We start from the raw sequence: 23,458 nt of genomic DNA, 5'->3' as shown, positions 1-23,458 counted from the left end.
CCTTATCACCGGGCCCCCTCACCCCGCCGGGAGCGACATCAGCCCGATCGGATCGGTGGTCGGCGCCTTGGAGCCCCCGGCGGGCTCGACCGTCACGCCCACGCCGGACGCCTTGCCGACCGCGCCGCTCAGCAGGGCCGCCGTACCGCCGCCGGTGCCGGTGTCCGCGGTGTCCATGAGCCCCGCCGACCGCATCGTGCCGCCGTCGCTGAACCACAGCTGGTACACCCGCCCCTCGGGCGGCTTCGGCAGCCCGGAGGCGAGGAACGCGGCCTTGTCCAGGGTGTGCGAGACCACGACCGTGCCCGTGGCGCCGTTCGTCAGCTTGGCGTTGCGGCTGTGGGCGTCCGGGGCGGCCAGCACCTCGGTCACCGCGGCCACCTGTGCCAGCCGCTGTTCGGAGCGCTGGGCCGTATCGCGCGCGTCGGACGCCTCCCCGTTCTGCCAGAACGCGACCCCGCCGAGCGTCACCGCCCCGGCGAGGCAGGCCGCGAGGGCGAAGTTCTGCCACCGGCCGCCGCGCGCGGCACGCCGGTGCGGGGTGGCGCCGCCGGAGAACTCCGGTTCGCTGCGCGCCACCCGCGGTGGGTCCTGACGGACCGTGGCGATCCGCCGCATCACATCGTCCTTGAGCACCGGCGACGGCGTCAGCGAGGTGGCCATGCCCAGCTTGGCGGCGGTGGCCCGTAGCTCCCGTACCTCCTGGGCGCAGGCCTCGCAGTCGGCCAGATGCCGTTCGAAGGCCAGCAGCTCCCGCCCGGAGAGGGCGTACACCGCGTACGCGCCGGTCAGCGTGTGCAGGTCCGCTCGGTCCGCTCTGGTCATGCCCCGACCCCCATGCAGTCGCGAAGCCGGATGAGTCCGTCCCGGAGTCTGGTCTTCACCGTGCCGAGCGGGAGCTGGAGCAGCTCCGCCACCTCGCGGTAGGTACGGCCACGGTAGTAGGCGAGCGTCACGGACTGACGCTGTAGTTCGGTGAGGGTCTGCATGCAGCGGCGCACCTGCTCGCGCTCCAGCCTGGCCTCGACCTGCTCGGTCACCTCGTCGAAGGCCGGGGTGCGGTTCAGCAGCGCGGCGCGCTCCTCGCGGTCCGACGCGGACTGCGCGGACCGTACGCGGTCGACGGCGCGGCGGTGCGCGAGCGTCATGATCCACGCCATGGCGCTGCCCCGGGCGGGCTCGAACCGGGCCGCGGTCCGCCACACCTCCACCAGTACCTCCTGGGTGACCTCCTCCGCCTGGGCGGGGTCGCGCAGCAGACTGCGCGTCAGGCCGAGGACGGAGCCGCTCACGGCGTCGTAGAGCGCTGCGAAGGCGTTCTGGTCCCCCCGGGCCACCAATCCGAGCAACTCCTCGAGGTCCGGGCCCCTGGGGGCCGGTCCACCGATGAACACGGGCTCTCTCACTAGCCGTCCTTCCGGATGAGCATTACGACACCACGCGGATGTCGTATCTCATTCGTCGTCGGAGCGGGTGCGGATTGGTCAGATCAGCGAATTTGCCGGTCCGGCAAGGAAGTTTGGCAGATCGGTCCCGAGGTGAGCACTCTCGGGATATGACCGGAACCCATGACGCACACAGACACGGACACGCGCACGGACACGCGCACGGACACGATCACGGGCAGCCCGACTGGGACGCCTTCGCCCCGATCCTCGAACAGGGCGCCGAGCTGCACACCCCCATCCACGACCAGGCCACCGCCTGGCTGCGCGAGCGCTTCGCCGCGTCGGACGGCTCCGTACGCCGTGTCCTCGACGTCGGCAGCGGCCCCGGCGTGGTGACCTGCCTCCTCGCCCAGGCCTTCCCGGACGCCGAGGTCGTGGCCGTCGACGGCACGCCCGCGCTGCTGGAGCGGGCCAGGGAGCGGGCCATCCGGCTCGGGCTCGCCGACCGCGTCTCCACGCTCCACGCCGAGCTGCCGGAGGGGCTCGACCCGGCCACGATCGGCACCGCGGACCTCATCTGGTCGAGCAAGACCGTGCACCATCTGGGTGATCAGCTCGCCGCGCTGCGCCAACTCGCCGCCGCCCTGCGCCCCGGCGGGCTGCTGGCGCTCGGCGAGGGCGGGCTGCCGCCCCGTTTCCTGCCCCGGGACGCGGGGCTCGGCCGCCCCGATCTGCTGGCCCGGCTCGACGCGGTCCAGGGGGAGCGGTTCACCGAGATGCGGGCCGGGCTGCCGGACGCGGTGGAGACCGTCGAGGACTGGCCCGGGCTGCTCACGTCGGCCGGTCTCACCGGCGCCACCAGCCGCAGCTTCCTGCTCGACCTGCCCGCCCCGCTCGGCGCGGAGGGACGCGCGTTCCTGCGGGTCGAGTTCGCCCGGTGGCGCGAGGCCGCCGCCGACGGTCTCGACGACGGCGACCTCGCCGCCCTGGACCGGCTGCTCGACCCGGACGACGAGGCCGGGATCATGCTGCGGCCGGATGCCTTCCTGCTGGTCGCGCAGACCTTCCACGTGGCGGCCCGCGAAGCGTGACGGAGATCAGCCGGTGGTGAGGGTGAGCCCGTACGCGCTGAGGATCGGGTTCACCGGCTGGTAGTACGTCGTACCGCCGACGGTGCAGTTGCCGGAGCCGCCGGAGAGGACGCCCTGCGCCTCGGTGCCGGAGACGAACGAGCCGCCCGAGTCGCCGGGCTCGGCGCACACATTGCTGCGGGTCACGCCCCGGATGGTGCCCTCGGGGTAGACCACGCTGGTGTTGTGCTGCTGGATCGTGCCGCAGTGCCAGCCGGTGGTCGAGCCCGAGCGGCAGACGGACGAGCCGACTGGCGCCTCCTGGGAGCCGGTGACCGTGATGGTGGTGGCGTCGGGGCCGATCACCAGGGGCGTGGGCGTCCAGTTGGCGTTGGTGGCCACCCACGCGTAGTCGCTGCGGGGGAAGACCGAGCCCTGGAAGGTGCCCTGCGCGACCCGGTTGAAGCCGGTGGTGGTGTCGCCCGCGTCGCCGCAGTGCCCGGCGGTGACGAACCCGGCCTGGGTGCCCTGGGCGACGGAGAAACCGATCGAGCAGCGGGCGGTGGCGTTGATGTAGTACGCCTCGCCGCCGCGCAGGTCATAGAGGGGAGCCGGGCGCTCGGCCGACTCCACGATGCGCACCATGGCGCGGTCGACGCCGCTGGCGTCGATGAACCGCTGGGCCGCGGTCGGCTGGGCCGACTGGACGACCACGCTGTTGCTCTTCACGTCCACGTACCAGAGGGAGGCGGTGGAGGCGGCCGGGGGGCGCTCCTCGGCCACCCGGTCCAGCATGTCCTTCGCGGCGTTCAGCTGCTCCAGGCTGTGGCCGACGACGGTGGCCTTGGCGCCGGAGGCCGTGATGGCGCCGCTCTGCGCCTGGTCGGTGGTGCCGACGGTGAGTTCGGCGGTGTTCCCGGTCACCCAGGTGCCCGCGTAGCTGCTGCCGAGGTTCTTGCGCCAGCCGGGTTCGGCCTGTCCGGCCTTGTACTCGTTGGATATCCGGGTCCGCGCCTCGTCGGCCGTCAGGCCCAGGTCGCGCTGCATGGCGGCGAGCACCTCGGGCGGGATGTCCCGGTGGGATGCGGGCGGCGGGGACGGGTTCGCGGTGGCGGGTATGCCCGCACCGGCGAGGAACAGGGCGGCTATGGCGACGGTGCATCCCGTGGCTAGCTCAAGACCATGACGGCGTCTGCGGCGCATAGTGCGTTCTCCTGTCACGTGTCACGCTATGTGTCTTGCTGAGCGCTAAGCGTAATTGCGGTGACAGGGGACCGCGCGGCGGGCGTGAACACGACGACGCCGCGGCATGACGACGCCCCGCCGCGCCTTGCGCGACGGGGCGACCGCTTGGTGGTTGGTCAGTCCGCCAGGTTGAACGTGTCCGGGTTCGGACCCAGGCGGTTGCCCGAGTCCAGGGCGCCTATCGCGGACAGGTCGTCGGAGTCCAGCTCGAAGTCGAAGACGTCGATGTTGTCCTTGATACGGGACGGCGTCACGGACTTCGGGATCACGACGTTGCCCAGGTCGAGGTGCCAGCGCAGCACGACCTGCGCCGGGCTCTTCCCGTGCTTCGCGGCGATCTCGACGAGCTTCGGCTCCTCCAGCAGACCCTTGCCCTGGCCCAGCGGGGACCAGGCCTCGGTGACGATGTCATGGCGGGAGTTGAAGGCGCGCAGCTCGGCCTGCTGCAGCTGCGGGTGCAGCTCGACCTGGTCGATCACCGGGGTGACCGAGGCCTCGGAGAGCAGCCGCTGGGTGTGGGCCGGGTGGAAGTTGGACAGGCCGATGGCCTTGGCGCGGCCGTCGGCGTAGATCTTCTCGAAGGCCTTCCAGGTGTCCACGTACTTGTCGACCTCGGGCAGCGGCCAGTGGATCAGGTAGAGGTCCACGTAGTCCAGGCCGAGCTTGGTCAGCGAGGCGTCGAAGGCGCGGAGCGTCGAGTCGTACCCCTGCTCGGCGTTCCAGAGCTTGGTGGTGACGAACAGCTCGTCGCGGGCGATGCCCGAGGCGGCGAGCGCCTTCCCCGTGCCCTCCTCGTTGCCGTATATCGCGGCCGTGTCGATGTGGCGGTATCCGGCGTCCAGCGCGTTGCGCACCGCGACCTGGGCCTCGTCGTCCGGGATCTGCCAGACACCGAAGCCGAGCTGCGGGATCCGAACGCCATTGTTGAGGGTGATGAAGGGGACCTTGCTCACGAGCAGTCGATCCTTACGTCGTGCGGATTCGTACTCTCTCTGTCAACGGTCACCGGGCGCCACGCATTCCCGGTCCGCGAGCCGCACCGGATGCGCGATCTCCGTGCGGAAACGGTGCGAAGTGTGCCCCTCGCGTACCGTCGCGCCCACCGCGACCGCCGCCAGGCTCACCGTACCCCGTGGTGCTCGCACCACCATGACCAGCCGGTATGTGCCCCCGATGGGGACCGTGCCGGTGCGGCGGATCTCCCAGCCGGGGTCGGAGCGCAGCTCCCGCCGCGCCTCCAGGCGGACGCGCTCGCCGGTCGTCAGGGCGTGGTGGTCGTCCGGGAGGCCGAGCCGGGCGCCGAGGCGGATCGGCGCGGAAGCGTCGGTTTCCGTGAGCTGATGCGGGGCCATGGACCAGGCGACCGGTTCGAAGGTGGCCTCGGTGGCGGTCGACAGGGTCAGATCGAGGTTGACCGTGTGCAGAGCGGGTTCCGGCGCGTCCCGTGCGCAGCTGATCGCGCAGTGCAGCAGATGGTAGGTGGCGGTGGGCGCCTCGGCCTTCAGGAAGGCCAGGACGTCCGGGTCCCCGGCGGCCAGCTCGGCCGTCACCGGGACGGACACCGGTCCGCCCAGGGTGACGTGGCCGGTCAGCGCCGGGGACTGGGGAGTTTCCTCGGATACCAGAGTCAGTTCGCGCTCGGGAAGTGCGGGGAGAATGACATCGATCATTTCGTGCCCCCTTCGCGGCTCGGTGGTTCCCAGGGAGTGCGTATACCCCGTCTCCTACGCGTTGTAGAGCGCCTCGACCTCGACGGCGTACGCCTGCTCGATCGCCTTCCGCTTCAGCTTCAGGGACGGTGTCAGGAGACCATGCTCCTCCGAGAACTGGGCGGCAAGTATCCGGAACGTACGAATCGACTCGGCCTGCGAGACGGTGGTGTTCGCCGCGACCACCGCCCGCCGGATCTCGGTCTCCAGATCCGGGTCCCGGACCAGCTCGTTCGCCGCCATATCCGGTTTGCCGCGCATCGTCAGCCAGTGCGAGACGGCCTCCGGGTCGAGGGTGACCAGCGCCGCGACGTACGGGCGGTCGTTGCCGACCACGATGCACTGGGCCACCAGCGGATGCCCCCGCACCCGCTCCTCAAGGCCGACCGGTGAGACGGTCTTGCCGCCGGAGGTCACCAGGATCTCCTTCTTCCGCCCGGTGATCGTCAGATAGCCGTCGTCGTCCAGCGTGCCGAGGTCGCCGGTGGCCAGCCAGCCGTCGCGCAGCACGGCGTCGGTGGCCTTCGGATCGCCGAGGTAGCCGTTGAAGATCTGGCCGCCGCGCAGCCAGATCTCACCGTCGTCGGCGATGTACACGGTGGTGCCCGGGATCGGCTGCCCGACCGTGCCGTAGCGGGTCCGCTCGGGCGGGCAGGCGGTGGCGGCCGCGGTCGACTCGGTGAGCCCGTACCCCTCGTACACGGTGACGCCCGCGCCCCGGAAGAACAGCCCGAGCCGCCGCTCCATGGCCGAGCCGCCCGACATCCCGTGCCGGACCCGGCCCCCCATCGCGCCGCGCACCTTGCTGTAGACGAGCTTGTCGAAGATCTGGTGCTGCACGCGCAGCGAGGCGCTGGGGCCGCTGCCGATGCCGAACGCCTTCTCCTCCACCGCCTCCGCGTACCGCACCGCGATCTCGACCGCCTTCTCGAACGGCCCCGACCTGCCGTCCGCCTCCGCCCGGCGGCGCGCCGCCGCGAACACCTTCTCGAAGATGTACGGCACGGCGAGGATGAAGGTCGGCTTGAAGGACTGCAGGTCGGGCAGGAGCGCGGACGCCGCCAGCTTGGGCTGGTGGCCGAGCTTGACCCGGCCGCGGATCGCGGCGACCTCCACCATCCGGCCGAAGACGTGCGCGAGGGGGAGGAAGAGCAGGGTGGCGGCCTCGTCGCCGCGCTTGGAGTGGAAGGCGTCCTCGTACCGCTCGACGACGTTGTCGCACTCGGCCATCAGATTGGCATGGCTGATCACACAGCCCTTGGGGCGGCCGGTGGTGCCCGAGGTGTAGATGATGGTCGCGGTCTGCTCCGGCGTCATCGCCAGCCGGTGCCGGTTGACCAGGTCGTCGTCGATGGACTCGCCGTCCGCGATCAGCTGCTCCAGCGCCCCGGCGTCCAGCTGCCACAGCCGCTTGAGGTTCGGCAGTCGGCCGACCACCGAGCCGACCGTCATGGCGTGGTCCTCGTGCTCGACCATGCACGCCGAGACGGACGCGTCGTGCAGCATCCAGAAGACCTGCTCGGCGGAGGAGGTCGGGTACAGCGGCACGCTCTGCGCGCCCACGGTCCACAGCGCGAAGTCGAACAGCGTCCACTCGTAGCGGGTGGGGCACATGATGCCGACGCGGTCGCCGAACCGGACGCCCTGGGCCAGCAGCCCCTTGGCGAGCGCCACCACCTCGTCCCGGAACTGGGCCGAGGTCACGTCCTCCCAGCGGCCGTCGGGCGTCTTGCGCGCCAGCGCCACCCGATGTGGATCGGACTCCGCATGCTCGAAGACGGCATCCGCCAGTCCTCCGGCCTGGGGCGCCGACGCCATCGGGGGGACGGTGAACTCGCGCAATACCTGCTCCTTGAAGCCGCTCCGCACAGCGCCGCGACCGTACCCGATCCTGACCTCGCGATGGGAGAGGTGTTTCGTCGGGGAATGGTCGAATTGCGTTCTGGTCAGTGTGGTGAAAGAGCGTCAAACAGTCACTGTGGGCGCCGGTTTGTACTCAGTCTGCCTCTATGCGCCGCATGTGTGGCCGATATGTGACGACTTTCTGCACGGAATCTCTCCGATCACAGCACAGCCCGGGCGGTGCGTGGCGGGTGCTCGCTCCCTACGGCACCGGCCCGGCCAGGATCGCCTCCGCGAGCCGCTCCGCCGCGGCGCGGGTCGCGGTGTCCCGCTGCCGCTCCCCGTACAGCAGGACGAAGTCCACCGGCCCCAGCTCCGGCAGTCCCGCCCGCTCCGGGACCGGCACCAGGCCCGGCGGAATCAGGCCATCGGTGTGCGCCATCACCCCGAGCCCCGCGCGCGCCGCCGCGACCAGCCCGTTGAGGCTGCCGCTCGTGCACACGATCCGCCACGCCCTGCCGTCCCGCTCCAGCGCCTCCAGCGCCCGGGCCCGGGTCAGCCCCGGCGGCGGGAAGACGATCAGGGGGAGCGGGCGCCCGGGGTCCAGCCGCAGCCCCTCCGCGCCGATCCACACCAGCCGGTCCCGCCACACCAGCTGCCCCTGCGGCCGCTCCTCGGACCGCTTGGCCAGCACCAGATCCAGCTTTCCCGCCGCCAGCTGCTGGTGGAGGGTGCCCGACAGCTCGACCGTCAGCTCAAGATCCACCTCCGGGTGATCGCGGCGGAACCCCTTCAGGATCTCCGGCAGCCGGGTCACCACGAAGTCCTCCGACGCCCCGAACCGCAGCCGCCCGCGCAGCCGGGTGCCCCGGAACCAGCCCGCCGCGCGCTCGTTCGCCTCCAGGATCGACCGCGCGAACCCGAGCATCGCCTCGCCGTCCTCGGTCAGCTCCACCCCGTGGGTGTCGCGGCTGAACAGCTGCCGTCCGGCCGCCTCCTCCAGCTTGCGGACGTGCTGGCTCACGGTGGACTGGCGCACCCCGAGGCGGTGCGCGGCCTGCGTGAAGCTCAGGGTCTGGGCGACCGCGAGGAACGTACGGAGCTGGGCGGGATCGAACACATCTTCCACTGTAGGCAGCGCCCATCACGGAACGCGATAGCAGTCAGAGCGGTATGCGGGATTCCCGATGGGCCCGCTCGCGGGCAGGCTGGAGAGGGCTCCGTACGGCACCCAGGCAGTCCGAGGAAGATCGAGAAAGATCGAGAAAGAGAGTTCATGCACCGCCCGCACCATCTGCTCCGCAAGATCACCCTCCCCTCCTGGCTGCCGCTGGACGGCTTCATCCTGGGCCTGGTGGGCACCGTCGCCCTCGCCGCGCTGTTCCCGGTCAGCGGCCGGGCCGCCACCGTGACGGACGGGGCGACGACGGTCGCGGTCGCCTTCCTCTTCTTCCTCTACGGCGCCCGGCTCTCCACCCGCGAGGCGCTGGACGGCGTACGCCACTGGCGCCTCCACCTGACCGTGCTGGCCTGCACCTTCGTCCTCTTCCCCGCGCTGGGTCTGGCCGCCCGCGGCCTGGTCCCGTACGTCCTCACCCAGCCCCTGTACACCGGCCTCCTCTTCCTGTGCCTGGTGCCCTCCACGGTCCAGTCCTCGATCGCCTTCACCTCGCTCGCCCGGGGCAACGTCGCCGCCGCGATCTGCGCGGGCTCCTTCTCCAGCCTGATCGGCATCGTCGTCACCCCGGTCCTGGCCGCGCTGCTCCTCGGCAGCGGCGGCGGCGGGTTCTCGGCCGACTCGGTCATCGAGATCGCCCTCCAGCTGCTGGCCCCCTTCCTGGCCGGGCAGCTCCTCCGCCGCTGGATCGGCGGCTTCATCTCCCGCCACCGCGCGGTCCTGCGCCTGGTCGACCGGGGCTCGGTGCTGCTCGTCGTCTACGCGGCCTTCAGTGCGGGCATGACCCAGGGCATCTGGCACCAGATCACCCCCGCCCGGCTGGGGATCCTGCTGGTCGTGGAGGCGGTGCTGCTCGCGCTGATGCTCACCCTCACCACGTACGGCTCCCGGAAGCTGGGCTTCCCACGGGAGGACCGCGTCACGATCACCTTCGCGGGCTCCAAGAAGAGCCTGGCCGCAGGGCTCCCCATGGCCAGCGTCCTGTTCGGCGCCCAGGCGAGCCTGGCCGTCCTCCCGCTGATGCTCTTCCACCAGATGCAGCTGATGGTCTGCGCCGTCCTGGCCCGCCGCTTCGCCGACCGTGCCCCGGAGCCTGCCCCCGAGGCCCCGGCGGTGGACACCGCTCAGCCCCGGGCCGTAGCCCGCTGAGCGACCCCGAGCTGTCCTCTTTCCCCTCCCGTCCCGTAGTTTTCCGTAAATGTCGAACACTCTTACCCATGGGGCCTTTCGCACCGAGCGCTTATGGGCCGCGACCGGTGTGCTGTCCCTCGTCCTGTTCCTCACCTCCGTGGTGGCCTGGGTGGACACCCTCGAGTTCGACGAGAGGTGCAGCCACGGCATGGTGAACGGCGTCGGGGACCTGGGCAAGATCCGGCGCCAGGCGTTCCCCCCGGCCACCATCTGCGAGTACGCGGGAGGCGACGTCACCGCGGGCGGCACCGGGCTGCTGGGCGCGGTGATCTGGTGCGCCCTGGCGGGGCTCGCGCTCTGCGTGCTGCTGGCCCTGCTGGCCGAATGCGTCGAACTGCCCGCCGGAATCGGGGGACTGCAGCTCACCCGGAAGGAGCGGCTGCGCCGCGCGGGGACGGCCTTCTTCGTCACCGGTTCCTTCTTCGCCATGGTGTACGTGCTGCTCGCATGGCCGCTGCTCGGCGGCCCGTCCTCGGCGTGTTCGGCAGGCGCGGACTGGGGGAGCTATCCGCCGAAGACGCTGGACTACCGCCTGTTCCCGCCGCAGGCGACGTGCATGACCCGCAGCGGGAGCGTCTCGCGGATGAACGCGGGCTGGGCCGAGACCCTGACGGTGATGCTGGCCGTCCCGGCGGCGATCTCCGCGGCCGCACTGGCTCTCGCCTGGCGGCGCGGACGGCGCGAGGCGCACGCCGCCCGTGCCGCCCGCGCCGCTCACGCCGCGAGCGAGGCGTCAGCGGGATGACCGTACGCGGTCCAGGGGGAGATGGGCGGTGGTGGACTGCGCGTCGGGCGGGGCGTTGAACTCGCGGACCCGGCGGAGTTCGGTGTCGCTCAGCGCCCGGGCGTAGACGCGGACCTCGTCCAGCGCGCCCGTCATCCGGGAGCGGCCGTCGACCGCCTCGCCGAGGTGGAGCGCGAAGGGGGAGGAGCGGCTGATGGTGCCGGGGGCGTCGGGCGCGGAGACCGGAGCGGTGCCGTCCACGGTGAGGGTGAGGCGGCCGCCGGTGCGGGTGAGGGCCAGGTGGTGCCACGCACCGTCGTTGTGGGCGGTGGTGGTGGCGACCGAGGCCGAGGTGTAGGTGGCCGGGCCGCTGACGGTGGTCATCAGCGCGCGGACGCGGTTCGACGAGGGCTCCCCGCGCAGCCAGACCTGGGCCTGCTTGCCGCCGATGCCGCCCATCCAGAGGAACGGGTGCTGACCGGAGGCGGCGTTGTAGCGGAACCACAGGCTGATGGTGAAGTCGCGGGTGCCGAGGGGAAGCGCGCTGCGGTAGGGGAGGCGTACGGCGTCGTCCGTACCGTCGAAGGCGAGCGCCCCGCCGAAGCGGCCCTCGGTCCCGGTGGCACCGCCGAGGACGGTCGCGGGGCGGGCGCGGGGCGCGCGGTCGTCCGTGACGGGGGAGGGCGCGGCGCGCGGGCCCAGCCAGTCCTCCGTGAAGCGGGCGAAGCGGATCTCGTCGCGGGCGTCCACCGCGCCGCCCTCGTACATCAGCCCGACCGTGCCGGGCGAGACGAGGGCCATGTCGGAGTAGCCGGACCAGTCGGTGGTGACCACCTTGCCGCGGTCGGTCCCCTCCCAGCTGCGGGCCTCGTCCCAGGAGGAGCGGATCATCATGGTGCGGCGCCGGTCGGGGTCGGCGGGCGCCGCGAACAGCAGCCGCCCGGGACCGTCGCGGCCCGCGTCGCGCAGCCGCAGGACCGAGCCCTGCACCATCGGCGTGGACAGGTCGGGGATGGCGCGGAACGGCGCGGCGAAGCTCTCGCCGCCGTCGCGGCTGATGGCGTAGTCGCGGTGGCCGATGTCGGTGCCGTCCTGTTCGCGCCCGTTGACGTAGACCGAGCCGTCGGCCCGCTCCACCAGCGTCATCTCCGACGGCTTCTGACGGAACGTGCCGTCCTGCGCTATCGGGTACGAGTTCACCGCGCCGACCTTCCAGCGCCTGCCGCCGTCGTCGCTGTAGGCGAGCGCCGCGTGGTTGGCGGTGATGCGGGTGCCGTCGTGGCTCTCGGTGTTGACGGTGAAGAGCAGCCGCCCCTTGTGCCGCCCGTGCCCCAGCTGGATGCCGTGCACCGGGCCGGTCGCGTACCAGGAGTTCCAGCTCGGCGGCAGCAGGGCGGGGCTCAGATCGCGCGGTGTGGACCAGGTGGCGCCGTCGTCGTCGCTGTACTGGAGATGCGGGGTGCGGTCACACGGCACGTCACAGCCCTGGGAGTCGTCCCGGCCGGTGTTGTACGTGCTGGCCAGCAGGACGCGGCCGGTGCGCATGTCCACGACCGGCGCGGGGTTGCCGTGGGTGTCGCCGCCGCCCTCGTTGACCACCTGTAACGGGCCCCAGGTGCGGCCCCCGTCGGTGGAGCGCTTGAGCACCAGGTCGATGTCCCCGGCGTCGCCGCAGTTGTCCTTGCGGCCCTCGGCGAAGGCGAGCAGGGTGCCGTCCTTGGACTTGACGATCGCGGGGATCCGGAAGCAGAAGTACCCGGTGTCCTGGGTGGACTTGAAGAGGATCTGCTGTTCGAAGCCCGCGTCCGCGTCCGTGTCCGGGGAGGAGCCGGAATCGGTACGGGCCGCGGACACGGTGTCGTCCGTGTCCGCGGCCCGTACCGGAAGCGGGGTCAGCGCCAGCGCCGCGGCGGCGAGAAGCACCGAGGCGCGGCGCCGCCAGCGTCTGGTCCGGGGAGTCCGGGGGATCCGGGGGCGTGTACGGGGATCTGACGCCATGGGTCACGACCTGCCCTTCAGAGCCATCTGGACATCAAGACATCACGACATCCCATGTCTGATGGAGACTGTCGCAGAAGTGTCCCGCTTTGCTCCCGTCCGGGACAAGGACCGTGCGTCATGTCGCTTGGATACAGGGCCTGTTCGGCTCAGCGCCCGCCGGGGCGGAGCTTGGGGGCGCACATGACGTCGTCGAGGAGTGTCTGGACGGCCTTCTCCGCCGCGAGTTGTTCCTTTTCGTCGGCGGTCGCGCCCGTGGTCATGATGACCACCGAGCGGCGTCCGGCCGAGTCGGTGGTGGTCCTGACCGTGCCGCCCGCGAGGTCGCCGCCGTGGCCCCAGCGGTCTCCGCCGCAGGTCAGCGGCTGATTGGCGAGCCCGAGGCCGTAGCGCATGCCGGGGAAGGCCTCCTCGTAGTCCGCGTTGACGGGGACGGTCCGGCGCATCTCGGCGAGTTCCTCCGGTTCCAGCAGCTCCCCGCCCAGCAGGGCGGTGTAGAAGCGGGCCAGATCGCGGTCGGTGCTGACCAGGGAGCCCGCGGAGCCTGCCCAGTTCACGTTCCGGACGGTGGTGTCGGTCCACTTGGCCGAGCCCGGGAAGCGCTGGTACGTATGGGCGTGCCTGCCCCTCAGATACGGGTCGTCGCCGGGGGCGTACGTGCCGGTCAGGCCCAGCGGGCGGACGATCCGGTCGTGGACCTCCTTGTCCCACGACCGCCCGGTGACCTTCTTGATGATCATCCCGGCGAGGAGGTAGCCGGGGTTGGAGTAGCTCCACCGAGGTTCCGCGTCGCCCTCCTTGGCGGGCGGGAACTCGGGCTCGTGCTTCATCGCTCCGGCGACGATCTCCGCGGGGTCGATGTGCCGGTACCGGTTCTGCTCGAAGGCCTCGGCCGTGTCCCCGGTCTCCTCCGTGGGGTCGTAGCGGTAGATGCCGCTGGTGTGCTGGAGCAGGTGCCGGATGGTGATGAGGCTGCCGTCGTTGCCGTTGCCGCTCACCACGCCCGGCAGCCACTTGTCCACCGGATCGCTCAGCGACAGCTCTCCCTCGGCGACCAGTTGCAGCACCACGGTGGCCACGAGGGTCTTGGTGGTGCTCGCGGCCCGGTAGTTGGCCCCGTACGGCATGGGGCGGCCGGTGTTCCGTCTCGCCTCGCCCGCCCGGGCGTGCATCCGGCGGTGGCCGTCCTGCCGTACCTCCACGGTGATGCCGGTGTACCCGGCGTCCGCCAGGATCCGGGTCACCCGGCGTTGCAGCTCCTTCTCGGTGAGCGCCGTGCTGCCACCGGCGGTTGCCGCCGGGGCCGCCGGGGCCGCCGGGGCCGCCGGGACGACGGCGACGCCCAGGAGGAGGGCGGCGGCCGCCGTGGCGGTCGCGGCGAAGCGTAAACGGGACGTTCCGCGGTGTCTGTTCATGGCTCATCAGCCTGCCGGGGTGCCGGGACCCGGACCATGGCGCCAACACCCCGGCCCGGGTGGGGGAAAGCCCGATGGGCCGGGTGGGGGAGAACCCCAGGTCACGGCGGAGCCCGGCCCTCCGCAGGAGCGGACCGGGCCCCGGCCGGACCGTCAGGCCGCGGAGCCGCTGTCCACGACGAGGTCGGTGCCGACCACCGAACCCGCCGCCGGTGAGGCCAGGTAGAGCACCGCCGCCGCGATCTCCTCCGCCTCCGCGAGACGGCCCAGCGGGTTCGCCGTCTTCATCCGCTCGACACGGTCGGCCTCGGACTCCCCGGGCTGCAGCGACATGGGGCCGTCGGAGACGCCTGGGCTGACCGCGTTGATCCGGACTCCCTGATGGATGTGGTCGAGCGCGGCCGCCCGGGTCAGCGTGGCCACCGCCGCCTTCGACGTGCTGTACGCGCCGAGGCCCGGAACCCGCAGGTGGGCGCCGAGGTTGGACGAGACGTTGACGATGGCGCCGCCGCCGTTGTCCTTCATGTGCGCGATCTGATGCTTCATCGCCAGCCAGACACCGGTCACATTGGTGCGCAGCACCGCGTCCCAGTCCTCCTCGCTGACCTCACCGACCGGCCCCTGGCCGCGCAATATCCCGGCGTTGTTGACGGCGATGTCCAGTCCGCCGAAGCGGGTGACGGTCTCGCGGACCAGGTCCCGCAGCTGCCCCGAGTCGCCGACATCGGCCGTGACGGCGGCGGCCCGGCCCCCGGCGGTCTCGATGAGGCGGACCGTCTCGGCGAGGGTGGCTTCGGTGCGCCCCGCGGCCACGACCGACGCGCCTTCGGCGGCGAAGGCGAGCGCGATGGCGCGGCCGAGGCCGGAGCCCGCGCCCGTGACGAGGGCGGTCCTGCCGGTGAAGCGGTTCATTGCGTGGCTCCCTGAGCGATAGAGGATGTGGAACGATCGGTCTAATATGTGGGCATGGGAAGTGAGCGACGCTCATCGCTCTTGTTTGTGGGCTGAGGGGGTTGGGGGGCGGGGCTCAGTCCAGCAGTGTCAGGGCCTGCTCCGCCGCGTCCCGTACGCGCGCGGGGTCGTCCGACGCCTTGCCGACCACCCGCAGCCCCTGGAGCAGCACGAGCAGCATCCGTGACAGCGCCCGGGGGTCCCGGTCCTCGGGAAGCTCTCCCTGGGCCTGGGCCCGTATCAGCGCGGAGTAGAGCGGGGTCTCCAGGTGGTCCCAGCTCACCTCCACCCGGCGGGCCATCACCGGGTCGTGCGGGGCCAGTTCCGCTGCGGTGTTGGTCACCAGGCAGCCCGTCAGCCGCCGCTCCGGAGTGGTGGCCTCCTCGGCGAAGCGGCGCACCAGCGCCCGCACCGGGGGCAGCGCGGGGCCCGGCTGAGACAGCTCCATGACGAGGGACGGGTCCTGGTTCTCCGCGTAGCGGTCCATCGCCTTCAGGTACAGCTCGCGCTTGTTCCCAAAGGTCGCGTAGATGCTGGCGCGGCCGACGCCGAGATGATCGACGAGGTCCGCCATCGACGTCGCTTCATAGCCGCGCCGCCAGAACAGCTCAAGAGCCGACTGCAGCGCGGCCTCCGGATCGAACTCCTTCGTCCTGGCCATGGGAAAACCATAGCAGCTATCCAGAACGATCGGTCAAGTACACGTTCGGGTGACGACCCCAGCCCGGAAGTAGTGAGCGGTCGCCGTCAGGCCCCGCCGACCGCCGTCGGCAGCGCGAGCCGGTGCTCGCCCGCGTACACGTTCATCGACGTGCCGCGCAGGAACCCGACCAGCGTGAGCCCCGCCTCGTCCGCCAGATCCACGGCCAGCGAGGACGGCGCCGAGACCGCCGCCAGCACCGGGATCCCCGCCATGACCGCCTTCTGCGCCAGCTCGAACGAGGCCCGGCCGGACACCAGCAGCACCGCCCCGGACAGCGGCAGTTGGCCCTGCTGGACCGCCCGCCCGACCAGCTTGTCCACCGCGTTGTGGCGGCCCACGTCCTCCCGTACGTCCAGCAGCTCGCCCTCCGGCGTGAACAGCGCCGCCGCGTGCAGCCCGCCGGTGCGGTCGAAGACGCGCTGGGCGGCGCGCAGCCGGTCGGGCAGGGCGGTCAGGGTCTCCGGGGTGATGCGGACCGGTGCGGCCTGCCGGTCGTCCGGCTCATCCAGCCGCCAGCGCGCCGTGGTGCGGACGGCGTCCAGGCTGGCCTTGCCGCACAGACCACACGACGAGGTCGTGTAGACGTTGCGTTCGAGGGTGATGTCGGGGACGGGCACGCCCGGGGAGAGCCGCACGTCCACCACGTTGTAGGTGTTGGAGCCGTCCTCGGTCGCGCCCGCGCAGTAGACGATGTTCGCCAGTTCGTCCGCGCTGCCGAGCACCCCTTCGCTCACCAGGAATCCGGCGGCCAGCGCGAAGTCGTCACCCGGTGTGCGCATGGTGATCGCCAGCGGCCGGCCGTTCAGCCGGATCTCCAGCGGCTCCTCGGCCACCAGGGTGTCCGGGCGGGTGCTGACCACCCCGTCCCGGATGCGGATGACGCGACGTCGCTCAGTGACCCGTCCCATGTCGATCAGTCCCGGTTCTGTGCGTGGTTCCGTATGTGCTGGGAGGCCTCATTGTCCTGCACAGGGACCGTGAGACCGCAGCCCGGTGTGGGTAAACTGTAGACAATAACCAATCCGGGGATTCTGGGGATTCCCGGAACCCGGCCGATGCCGACGCCGACGCACAGGGGGACCGATGCTGTCCAAGGGACTGCCGCAGGGCGCGGTGCCGAGGCTGGAGCGGCCCGGGCCGCTGCGCGAGCGCGTCTACGAGGCCCTGCTCGAACTCATCACCACCCGCGCCCTCCGCCCCGGCCAGCACCTCGTCGAGAGCGAACTCGCGGGCCAGCTCGGCGTTTCCCGGCAGCCGGTGCGCGAGGCGCTGCAGCGGCTCAACACCGAGGGATGGGTCGATCTGCGCCCGGCGCAGGGCGCGTTCGTCCACGAGCCCACGGAGGAGGAGGCCGATCAGCTCCTCACCGTCCGCACCCTGCTGGAGGCCGAGGCCGCGCGGCTGGCCGCCGCAGGCGCGGAGCCGGGGGGGATCGCGGCGCTGGAGGCCGTGTGCGCGACCGGTGAACGGGCCGTCCTGGACGACGACGTGGACGGCGCGGTGGCCGCGAACGCGGAATTCCACGCCACGGTGATGGCGCTCGCCGGGAACACGGTGCTGGCGGACCTGGCCGCCCAGGTGCACCGGCGGGTCCGCTGGTACTACACCCCGGTGGCCCGGCAGCGCGGCAAGCAGTCCTGGACCGAGCACCGCGAGCTGATCGCCGCCATCGCCGCGCGGGACGAAGGGCGCGCCACGGAGATCATGCGCGCGCATACGGAGCACACGCGCCACAGCTACCACGAGCGCCCTCGGGACTGACTTCTCAGCCGCGGGTGCCGTCCATGCGGTCGACCGCTTCCTTGGCGTCCTTGAGGTCGGCGCCCGTCACCTCGCGGTACACCTTGATGGCCTGGATCTTCTTGTTCTCGCGCAGCAGCGCGGTCACCCGCTCCAGCCCCGGTTCCTCCTGGCGGATGCCCAGGTGATCGAGGATCAGGTCCGCCTTGCGCTCCAGCCGGGCGTTCCGGCGCTCCATCCGCTTGATACGGGAATCCAGGCCGCTGTACAGCAGGACGACGGCCACGACGAGGATGAGGATCGCTATTTCCATGATCGGCATGGTAGTCGCACGGCATTGACGGGAAATCGCCCCTGCTCCGGCCAAAGTTTGTCCTTCCGCAGGAGAAAGTCGGCGTGGATTGCGGCGCAAGTTCTTCCCACCCCCGACAACCGCTGCTACGTTCCCCTCGAAAGCCCGACCATGTGCATGCCGATGACGGCGGGAGGGGCGGCGTGAGGCGCATGACGGCACGACCCGCGAACGCGCATCAGGCCCGGCTGCTCCGCCTGTTGCGCGACGGCGGCCCCAACTCCCGGGCTCAGCTGGGCGATCAGATCGACCTCTCACGGTCCAAACTCGCCGTCGAGATCGACCGGTTGCTGGAGACCGGACTGGTGGTCGCCGACGGACTCGCCGCCTCACGGGGCGGGCGCCGTTCGCACAACATCCGGCTCGCGCCCGCCCTGCGGCTGCTCGGCGTCGACATCGGCGCCACGTCCGTCGATGTGGCCGTGACCAACGCGGAACTGGAGATTCTCGGCCACCTCACCCAGCCCATGGATGTCCGCGAGGGCCCGGTCGCGGTGTTCGAACAGGTGCTGGCCATGGCCGCCAAGCTCCGCGCCTCCGGCGTCGCGGAGGGCTTCGACGGCGCGGGCATCGGAGTGCCGGGCCCCGTCCGGTACCCCGAGGGCGTGCCGGTCGCACCGCCGATCATGCCGGGCTGGGACGGCTTCCCCGTACGGGAGGCACTCAGCCAGGAACTGGGCTGCCCCGTCATGGTCGACAACGACGTGAACCTCATGGCCATGGGGGAGCAGCACGCCGGAGTCGCCCGCTCCGTCAAGGACTTCCTCTGCGTCAAGATCGGCACCGGTATCGGCTGCGGGATCGTGGTCGCCGGTGACGTCTACCGGGGTACGACCGGCAGCGCGGGCGACATCGGGCACATCCAGGCCGAGCCCGACGGCCGCCCCTGCGCCTGCGGCAACCACGGCTGCCTGGAGGCCTACTTCGGCGGCGCGGCCCTCGCCCGCGACGCCGAGGCGGCCGCCCGCGACGGCCGTTCCGCCGAACTCGCCGCGCGGCTGGACGCCGTGGGGCAGCTCGCCGCCACGGACGTCGCGGCGGCGGCCTCGGCCGGTGACGCCGCCGCCCTCGAACTCATCCGCGAGGGCGGCATGCGCACCGGGCAGGTCATCGCCGGTCTCGTCAGCTTCTTCAACCCGGGTCTGGTGGTGATCGGCGGCGGCGTCACCGGCCTCGGCCACACGCTGCTCGCCGCGATCCGCACCCAGGTCTACCGTCAGTCCCTTCCGCTCGCCACCGGCAACCTCCCCATCGTGCTGGGCGAACTGGGCCCGGCTGCGGGGGTCACCGGCGCGGCCCGTCTGATCAGCGACCACCTCTTCTCCCCGGCCTGACCCTTCCGCCGGGCGCCCCCGCCCGGCCCCGTCCCTACGGCCCGCCCCGCGGATCGGACCGTACCGAGGCACAGCGCGCAGCACGTGTGACAGCCGCGGGTGTGGCTTTCCCCACCCCGCCCCTTCCCGAACCGGGGCTCCGCCCCGGCCCCCGACTGGATCCGGGGCACCAGAAGTGGAGCCCCGGCCCCGAAACCCCCGACCCGCCCCCGGACGTGGGCCCGGACCGGGACTCCGGACGTCGGCCCGGGCTCGGACCCGGACCTGGGCCCGACCGGCCCCGGACCCGGACCTGGGCCTGGACCCGGCCCGGACCTGGGCCTGGACCCGGCCCGGACCTGGGCCCGGACCTGGGCCCGGACCTGGGCCCTGGACCTGGGCCTGGGCCCGGACCTGGGCCTGGTCCCGGACCTGGGCCCGGACCTGGGCCCTGGGCCCGGACGTGGGCCCGGACCTGGGCCTGGTCCCGGAACTGGACCTGGGCCCGACCGGACCTGGGCCCGACCGGACCTGGGCCCGGACCCGGACCTGGCCCTTGGCCCTTGGCCCCTGGGCCTGGGCCCTGGACGCCGGACCGGGCCTGGACCTGGACCCCGGGCCTGGGCCTGGTTCGGTCTCTGAGGCCGAGCCCCGGACCGGGCACCATCCGGCGGGCCGGGACCGGCCGTCCGGCCGAGTCGGGCCGGGTCGCCGGGGGCGCTTGTCGTGGGGCTCACGGGCGCCTCGACACATCCAGCCCCTCCGGCGTTTGAGGAGCGGGGGCCGGGGCTGAGCCCCGGGGTCGGGAAGGGGCGGGGTGGGGGAGACGCAGCAGGCGCACCACCAGCACGGCACAAGCAACACCGCAACACCGCGACCGCGATCCGCCACAGCGACCCGCCCGAGGAGGCTCGCCATGGCACCACCCGATCCGCATCAGCCAGCCGCCGCCGCCACCCCACCCCTTCTCACCATGTCCGGCATCACCAAGTCGTTCCCCGGCGTACGGGCCCTCGACGGCGTCGACCTCGACGTCCAGCCGGGCGAGGTGCATTGCCTGCTGGGGCAGAACGGCGCGGGCAAGTCCACGCTGATCAAGGTGCTGGCCGGGGCCCACCAGCCGGACGGCGGGGAGATCGTCTGGCAGGGCGCGCCCGTGGCCCTGAAGTCGCCGGTCGCCGCCATGCGCCTCGGCATCGCCACCATCTACCAGGAACTCGACCTGGTGGAGGGCCTGTCCGTGGCTGAGAACATCTTCCTCGGCCACGAACCCGCCACCGCGGGCTTCGTACGGTCCCGGGCCGCCCGGGCCACCGCCGCCGAACTGCTGGCCCGCCTCGGGCACCCCGAGATCGACCCGCGCCGACTGGTCGGCGAACTCTCCGCCGCCGCACAGCAGATCGTGTCCATGGCCCGCGCCCTCTCGCACGACGTACGGCTGATCGTCATGGACGAGCCGTCCGCCGCGCTCGACCCCGACGAGGTGGACAACCTCTTCCGTATCGTCGGCGACCTCACGACCGGCGGCGTGGCGGTCGTCTACATCTCGCACCGGCTGGAGGAGATCCGCCGCATCGGCGACCGCGTCACCGTGCTGAAGGACGGCCGCGCCGCCGCCCGAGGGCTGCCCGCCCGTACGACGCCCACCCGCGACATCGTCGCGCTGATGACGGGCCGGGACGTCGAGTACGCGTTCCCCCGCCGCACCACCGAAGCCACCGAAACCCAAGCCGCACACGAACCCGTCCTGCGCCTCCAAGGGCTGGCCAGAGAAGGGGAGTTCGAGCCGGTCGACCTCGACCTGGCGCCCGGCGAGATCGTCGGGCTCGCCGGACTCGTCGGCTCCGGCCGGTCCGAGATCCTGGAGACCGTCTACGGCGCCCGCCGCCCCACCTCGGGCCGCGTCCTCGTCGACGGCCGCCCGCTGCGCCCCGGCAGCGTGACCGCCGCCGTGCGCGCCGGGCTCGGGCTCGCGCCCGAGGAGCGCAAGGCGCAGGCGCTGCTGATGCTGGAGTCCGTCACCCGCAACGTCTCCGTCTCCTCCCTCGCCCGCTTCTCCCGCGCCGGATGGCTCGACCGGGGCGCCGAACGGGACGCGGCCCGCCGCAGCGTCCGCGATCTGTCGCTGCACCCGGACGACCCGGAGCGCCCCGTACGCACGCTCTCCGGCGGCAACCAGCAGAAAGCGGTGCTCGCGCGCTGGCTGCTGCGCGGCTGCCGGGTGCTGCTGCTGGACGAGCCCACCCGAGGGGTGGACGTCGGCGCCCGCGCCGAGCTGTACGCGGTGATCCGCCGCCTCGCCGACGACGGCATGGCGGTGCTGCTGGTCTCCAGCGAACTGCCCGAAGTCCTCGGCCTCGCCGACCGGGTGCTGGTGCTCCGCGAGGGGCGGGTCGTCCACACGGCGCCCGCCGCCGAACTGGACGAGCACCGCGTCCTCGATCTCGTGATGGAAGGGAGTCCGTCGTGCTGAACTCACCCGGAGGCGCCGATACCGGGGCCAGCGCCGTCCCCGGCGCCAGCGCCGTCCCCGGCGCCGGGGCCACGCTCACCAAGACCGGAGGCCCCGGGCCCGGGCCCGAACCCGGCGCGCCATCGAAAGGCAGACGCCTCGCCGACCTCCGCAACCTCTCCCTCCTCGGCGTGCTCGCCGTCCTGGCCATCGTGGGCGGCATCACCAAGCCCGACGAGTTCCTGAGCACCGACAACCTCCAACTCGTCCTCACCCAGGCGTCCGTCATCGGCGTGGTCACCGTCGGCGTCACCTTCGTCATCACCAGCGGCGGCATCGATCTGTCCGTCGGCGCGATGGTCGCGCTCGCCTCGGTGTGGGCCACCACGCTCGCCACCCAGGACTACGGGTTCGGCGGCATCCTCCTGTGCGCCGTGCTGGTGGGGCTCGGCTGCGGGCTGGTCAACGGTGTGCTCATCGCGTACGGCGGCATGGTGCCGTTCATCGCCACCCTCGCCATGCTGGCCTCGGCGCGCGGCCTGGCGCTCCAGATCAGCGACGGCAAGACGCAGGTCGTCACCGTCAAACCGGTGCTGGACCTCGGGCTCCGCGACTCCTACGTACTGGGCATCCCGCCGCTGGTGATGATCTTCGCCGCGGTCACCGTCCTCGGCTGGCTGCTGCTGGGCCGTACGACCTTCGGGCGGCGCACCGTCGCCATCGGCGGCAACCCGGAGGCGGCCCGGCTCGCGGGCATCGACGTACGGCGGCAGCGGCTGATGCTGTACCTGCTGTCCGGGCTGTGCTGCGGGATCGCCGCATTCATGCTGGTCATCCTCACCGGCTCCGGCCAGAACACCAACGGCAACCTGTACGAACTCGACGCCATCGCCGCCGCCATCATCGGCGGCACCCTGCTCAGCGGCGGGCGCGGCACCATCACCGGCTCCGTCCTCGGCGTCCTCGTCTTCACCACGATCACCAATCTCTTCGCCCTGAACAACCTCCAGAGCGATGTCCAGCAGATCGCGAAGGGCGCGATCATCGTCGCCGCCGTCCTGGTACAGAAGGGTCGTTCGACGCCATGAACACCACCCCGGGCACCACCCCGAGAATTCCCACCAGCCGCAGAAACCTCCTCCTCGGCACCGCCGCCGCGGGCGCGCTGTTCGCGGCCGGCTGCACCAGCAACGAGAACAACGACAACAACGACGAGGGCAAGCAGCCCGCCGCGGCCGACGACAAGAAGCCCGGCAAGAAGGTCACCGTCGGCTTCGCCGGGCCGCAGGCCGACCACGGCTGGCTCAACGCCATCAACGAGCAGGCCAAACGGCGCGCCAAGGAGTACGAGGACGTCACCCTCGTGAACACGGAGGGCTCCAACGACACCGCCCAGCAGATCGGCCAGATCGAAACCCTCATCAACAAGAAGGTCGACGTCCTGGTCATCCTGCCCGCCGACGGCAAGGCGCTCACCCAGGTCGGGCTGAAGGCCATGGAGGCGGGCATCCCCGTCGTCAACCTCGACCGCGTCTTCGCCTCCCCGCAGGCGTACCGCTGCTGGATCGGCGGCGACAACTACGGCATGGGCCTCAACGCGGGCCGCTACATCGGCGAACAGCTCAAGGACAAGAAGAACGCCAAGGTGGTGGAGCTGGCCGGGCTCGACAACCTGGAGCTGACGCGCCAGCGCACGGCCGGGTTCGACGCCGCCCTCAAGAACTACCCGAACATCAAGAAGGTCGGGCGCCAGGCCGCCGAATTCACGGTCGAGTCCGGCCAGTCGAAGATGGCCCAGCTGCTCCAGGCCCACTCCGGCTTCGACGCCCTGTGGAACCACGACGACGACCAGGGTGTCGGCGCCGAACGCGCCATCCAGCAGGCCGGGCGCGACGACTTCCTGATGGTCGGCGGCGCGGGCGCCAAGCGTGCCATGGACGCCATCAAGGCCGACAACACCGTCCTCAAGGCAACCGTCCTGTACCCGCCGACGATGGCCGCCTCCGCCATCGACCTGGCGCGCGCGCTCGGCCAGGGCAAGGGTGTCGGGGGCCTGGCCGAGCTGGAGATCCCGGCCTCCCTCACGCTCTACTCGGCCGTCGTGACGAAGGACAACGTGGACGAGTACCTGCCCACGGGATTCAGCTAGGCCCCGTCTCCACCAATCGCATCCGCCGCGATCTGAGAG

At 71.8% G+C, this 23,458-nt stretch carries 21 protein-coding genes; 8 read left to right on the top strand and 13 right to left on the bottom strand.

The genetic code is table 11. The annotated features are described in order from the left end of the window. Positions 1-18: 18 nt before the first annotated feature. Positions 19-825 (bottom strand): anti-sigma factor, encoded by an 807-nt coding sequence (locus ACWC5C_RS32810; protein WP_450881427.1) that lies wholly within the window; start codon positions 823-825, stop codon positions 19-21. Continuing rightward, positions 822-1,406 (bottom strand): sigma-70 family RNA polymerase sigma factor, encoded by a 585-nt coding sequence (locus tag ACWC5C_RS32805; protein WP_385439951.1) that lies wholly within the window; start codon positions 1,404-1,406, stop codon positions 822-824. The genes ACWC5C_RS32810 and ACWC5C_RS32805 overlap by 4 nt, the downstream gene beginning before the upstream one ends. 149 nt (positions 1,407-1,555) lie before the next feature. Between ACWC5C_RS32805 and ACWC5C_RS32800 the strand changes: the two genes are divergently transcribed. Next, on the top strand, positions 1,556-2,479 hold the full coding sequence (locus tag ACWC5C_RS32800; RefSeq protein WP_450881424.1) for a class I SAM-dependent methyltransferase: 924 nt from the start codon (positions 1,556-1,558) through the stop codon (positions 2,477-2,479). 6 nt (positions 2,480-2,485) lie between these two features. On the opposite strand, the gene ACWC5C_RS32795 is transcribed toward ACWC5C_RS32800, so the two are convergent. From ACWC5C_RS32795 to ACWC5C_RS32775, 5 genes are all read right to left on the bottom strand, one after another. Then, on the bottom strand, positions 2,486-3,661 hold the full coding sequence (locus tag ACWC5C_RS32795) for a S1 family peptidase (protein WP_385439955.1): 1,176 nt from the start codon (positions 3,659-3,661) through the stop codon (positions 2,486-2,488). A 158-nt stretch (positions 3,662-3,819) separates the two neighbouring features. Further along, on the bottom strand, positions 3,820-4,656 hold the full coding sequence (locus ACWC5C_RS32790; RefSeq protein WP_450881422.1) for an aldo/keto reductase: 837 nt from the start codon (positions 4,654-4,656) through the stop codon (positions 3,820-3,822). A 42-nt stretch (positions 4,657-4,698) separates the two neighbouring features. Further along, the gene (locus tag ACWC5C_RS32785) at positions 4,699-5,373 is read right to left on the bottom strand and encodes a hypothetical protein (RefSeq protein ID WP_450881420.1); all 675 of its coding nucleotides are present in this window, start codon (positions 5,371-5,373) and stop codon (positions 4,699-4,701) included. A 54-nt stretch (positions 5,374-5,427) separates the two neighbouring features. Beyond that, positions 5,428-7,254, bottom strand: a complete 1,827-nt coding sequence (locus ACWC5C_RS32780; RefSeq protein WP_450881418.1) for an AMP-dependent synthetase/ligase — start codon at positions 7,252-7,254, stop codon at positions 5,428-5,430. 262 nt (positions 7,255-7,516) lie between these two features. Next, positions 7,517-8,374, bottom strand: coding sequence for a LysR substrate-binding domain-containing protein (locus tag ACWC5C_RS32775; protein WP_450881416.1), 858 nt, complete (start codon positions 8,372-8,374; stop codon positions 7,517-7,519). Positions 8,375-8,530: 156 nt separating this feature from the next. Between ACWC5C_RS32775 and ACWC5C_RS32770 the strand changes: the two genes are divergently transcribed. Then, on the top strand, positions 8,531-9,580 hold the full coding sequence (locus ACWC5C_RS32770) for a bile acid:sodium symporter family protein (RefSeq protein ID WP_450881414.1): 1,050 nt from the start codon (positions 8,531-8,533) through the stop codon (positions 9,578-9,580). A gap of 49 nt (positions 9,581-9,629) precedes the next feature. Continuing rightward, on the top strand, positions 9,630-10,367 hold the full coding sequence (locus tag ACWC5C_RS32765; protein WP_450881413.1) for a hypothetical protein: 738 nt from the start codon (positions 9,630-9,632) through the stop codon (positions 10,365-10,367). Here ACWC5C_RS32765 and ACWC5C_RS32760 read toward each other — a convergent pair. From ACWC5C_RS32760 to fdhD, 5 genes are all read right to left on the bottom strand, one after another. Next, a complete protein-coding gene (locus ACWC5C_RS32760) occupies positions 10,356-12,344 on the bottom strand; it encodes an exo-alpha-sialidase (protein ID WP_450881411.1) in 1,989 nt (662 codons plus the stop codon). The two genes, ACWC5C_RS32765 and ACWC5C_RS32760, sit on opposite strands and share 12 nt — an antisense overlap. A gap of 149 nt (positions 12,345-12,493) precedes the next feature. After that, entirely contained in the window at positions 12,494-13,759 is a 1,266-nt protein-coding gene (locus ACWC5C_RS32755) for a serine hydrolase domain-containing protein (RefSeq protein WP_450881409.1), read from the bottom strand. Positions 13,760-13,912: 153 nt separating this feature from the next. Then, a complete protein-coding gene (locus ACWC5C_RS32750; protein ID WP_450881407.1) occupies positions 13,913-14,671 on the bottom strand; it encodes an SDR family NAD(P)-dependent oxidoreductase in 759 nt (252 codons plus the stop codon). Between the two features lie 115 nt (positions 14,672-14,786). Beyond that, positions 14,787-15,371 carry a TetR/AcrR family transcriptional regulator gene (locus ACWC5C_RS32745; RefSeq protein ID WP_450881405.1) on the bottom strand — a complete coding sequence of 195 codons (585 nt, stop codon included), beginning with the start codon at positions 15,369-15,371 and terminating at the stop codon, positions 14,787-14,789. 86 nt (positions 15,372-15,457) lie between these two features. Continuing rightward, positions 15,458-16,321, bottom strand: coding sequence for a formate dehydrogenase accessory sulfurtransferase FdhD (gene fdhD / locus ACWC5C_RS32740; RefSeq protein ID WP_450881403.1), 864 nt, complete (start codon positions 16,319-16,321; stop codon positions 15,458-15,460). Between the two features lie 175 nt (positions 16,322-16,496). On the opposite strand from fdhD, the gene ACWC5C_RS32735 reads away from it, so the two are divergent. Then, positions 16,497-17,174 carry a GntR family transcriptional regulator gene (locus ACWC5C_RS32735; RefSeq protein WP_450881401.1) on the top strand — a complete coding sequence of 226 codons (678 nt, stop codon included), beginning with the start codon at positions 16,497-16,499 and terminating at the stop codon, positions 17,172-17,174. 4 nt (positions 17,175-17,178) lie between these two features. Here ACWC5C_RS32735 and ACWC5C_RS32730 read toward each other — a convergent pair whose 3' ends face one another. Then, positions 17,179-17,466 (bottom strand): ribosomal protein L7/L12, encoded by a 288-nt coding sequence (locus ACWC5C_RS32730; RefSeq protein ID WP_450881399.1) that lies wholly within the window; start codon positions 17,464-17,466, stop codon positions 17,179-17,181. Positions 17,467-17,657: 191 nt separating this feature from the next. On the opposite strand from ACWC5C_RS32730, the gene ACWC5C_RS32725 reads away from it, so the two are divergent. The 4 genes from ACWC5C_RS32725 to ACWC5C_RS32710 all read left to right on the top strand — a co-directional run bounded on the left by ACWC5C_RS32725 (position 17,658) and on the right by ACWC5C_RS32710 (position 23,419). Beyond that, positions 17,658-18,839, top strand: coding sequence for an ROK family protein (locus tag ACWC5C_RS32725; RefSeq protein ID WP_450881397.1), 1,182 nt, complete (start codon positions 17,658-17,660; stop codon positions 18,837-18,839). An 895-nt stretch (positions 18,840-19,734) separates the two neighbouring features. Continuing rightward, positions 19,735-21,291 carry a sugar ABC transporter ATP-binding protein gene (locus tag ACWC5C_RS32720; protein ID WP_450881395.1) on the top strand — a complete coding sequence of 519 codons (1,557 nt, stop codon included), beginning with the start codon at positions 19,735-19,737 and terminating at the stop codon, positions 21,289-21,291. Continuing rightward, the gene (locus ACWC5C_RS32715) at positions 21,285-22,358 is read left to right on the top strand and encodes an ABC transporter permease (RefSeq protein WP_450881393.1); all 1,074 of its coding nucleotides are present in this window, start codon (positions 21,285-21,287) and stop codon (positions 22,356-22,358) included. Before ACWC5C_RS32720 ends, ACWC5C_RS32715 begins: the two co-directional genes overlap by 7 nt. Further along, a complete protein-coding gene (locus ACWC5C_RS32710; protein WP_450881391.1) occupies positions 22,355-23,419 on the top strand; it encodes a substrate-binding domain-containing protein in 1,065 nt (354 codons plus the stop codon). Before ACWC5C_RS32715 ends, ACWC5C_RS32710 begins: the two co-directional genes overlap by 4 nt. Positions 23,420-23,458 lie beyond the last annotated feature (39 nt).

This window comes from Streptomyces sp. NPDC001700 (genome assembly GCF_053596435.1).
This window is presented reverse-complemented; position numbering and strand designations above follow the sequence as displayed.

Coding starts and splice junctions, on each gene's coding strand:
- ACWC5C_RS32795 (WP_385439955.1), bottom strand. CDS start 3,661: ATGCGCCGCAGACGCCGTCATGGTCTTGAGCTAGCCACGGGATGCACC.
- ACWC5C_RS32750 (WP_450881407.1), bottom strand. CDS start 14,671: ATGAACCGCTTCACCGGCAGGACCGCCCTCGTCACGGGCGCGGGCTCC.
- ACWC5C_RS32745 (WP_450881405.1), bottom strand. CDS start 15,371: ATGGCCAGGACGAAGGAGTTCGATCCGGAGGCCGCGCTGCAGTCGGCT.
- fdhD (WP_450881403.1), bottom strand. CDS start 16,321: ATGGGACGGGTCACTGAGCGACGTCGCGTCATCCGCATCCGGGACGGG.
- ACWC5C_RS32710 (WP_450881391.1), top strand. CDS start 22,355: ATGAACACCACCCCGGGCACCACCCCGAGAATTCCCACCAGCCGCAGA.
- ACWC5C_RS32800 (WP_450881424.1), top strand. CDS start 1,556: ATGACCGGAACCCATGACGCACACAGACACGGACACGCGCACGGACAC.
- ACWC5C_RS32720 (WP_450881395.1), top strand. CDS start 19,735: ATGGCACCACCCGATCCGCATCAGCCAGCCGCCGCCGCCACCCCACCC.
- ACWC5C_RS32760 (WP_450881411.1), bottom strand. CDS start 12,344: ATGGCGTCAGATCCCCGTACACGCCCCCGGATCCCCCGGACTCCCCGG.
- ACWC5C_RS32785 (WP_450881420.1), bottom strand. CDS start 5,373: ATGATCGATGTCATTCTCCCCGCACTTCCCGAGCGCGAACTGACTCTG.
- ACWC5C_RS32765 (WP_450881413.1), top strand. CDS start 9,630: ATGTCGAACACTCTTACCCATGGGGCCTTTCGCACCGAGCGCTTATGG.
- ACWC5C_RS32770 (WP_450881414.1), top strand. CDS start 8,531: ATGCACCGCCCGCACCATCTGCTCCGCAAGATCACCCTCCCCTCCTGG.
- ACWC5C_RS32730 (WP_450881399.1), bottom strand. CDS start 17,466: ATGGAAATAGCGATCCTCATCCTCGTCGTGGCCGTCGTCCTGCTGTAC.
- ACWC5C_RS32810 (WP_450881427.1), bottom strand. CDS start 825: ATGACCAGAGCGGACCGAGCGGACCTGCACACGCTGACCGGCGCGTAC.
- ACWC5C_RS32755 (WP_450881409.1), bottom strand. CDS start 13,759: ATGAACAGACACCGCGGAACGTCCCGTTTACGCTTCGCCGCGACCGCC.
- ACWC5C_RS32735 (WP_450881401.1), top strand. CDS start 16,497: ATGCTGTCCAAGGGACTGCCGCAGGGCGCGGTGCCGAGGCTGGAGCGG.
- ACWC5C_RS32725 (WP_450881397.1), top strand. CDS start 17,658: ATGACGGCACGACCCGCGAACGCGCATCAGGCCCGGCTGCTCCGCCTG.